Here is a 367-nt window from a genome sequence, read left to right as displayed (position 1 = left end):
TGAAGCAGTCATAAGCAGCAAAGTCATTTTGCCAAGCCTGTTCAATAGGCACTGTCTCTATCTTTTCCTTACCGAATTCTTTCTGTATTTTCTCTGCCACGCAACTCGTTCTTTCGGCTTTGGTAGCATAAAATAAACCTATCTTTTTCATAATCCACACTATTTAATATTCCAATAATCTCCGGGCAGCCTCGTATCTCTTGGCCTCATCCGGCAAAATTTCCTTTTCCAAAATCGGATTAAAACCGACAGGAGTAAAAGTAGAACCGACACGCTGCACCGGTCCATCGAGATAGCGGAACATCTCTCCACTAATCATAGCAGCAAGCTCCGCACCAAAACCGGAGAATACTTTATCTTCATGAAC

Annotated in this window: 1 protein-coding gene; it reads right to left on the bottom strand. The window is 42.5% G+C overall.

Going from position 1 to position 367, the window contains the following annotated elements; translation table 11 throughout:
• Positions 1 to 163: 163 nt before the first annotated feature.
• Positions 164 to 367, bottom strand: a 204-nt coding sequence (locus D4A39_RS19475; protein WP_497707278.1) for a transketolase C-terminal domain-containing protein, incomplete at its 5' end; no start/stop codon positions are given.

This window comes from Alcanivorax profundi (genome assembly GCF_003597125.1).
Taxonomy (GTDB): Bacteria; Pseudomonadota; Gammaproteobacteria; order Pseudomonadales; family Alcanivoracaceae; genus Alcanivorax; species Alcanivorax profundi.
Note: the sequence above shows the minus strand (reverse complement) of the source record. Positions and strands in the feature narration are given on the sequence as shown.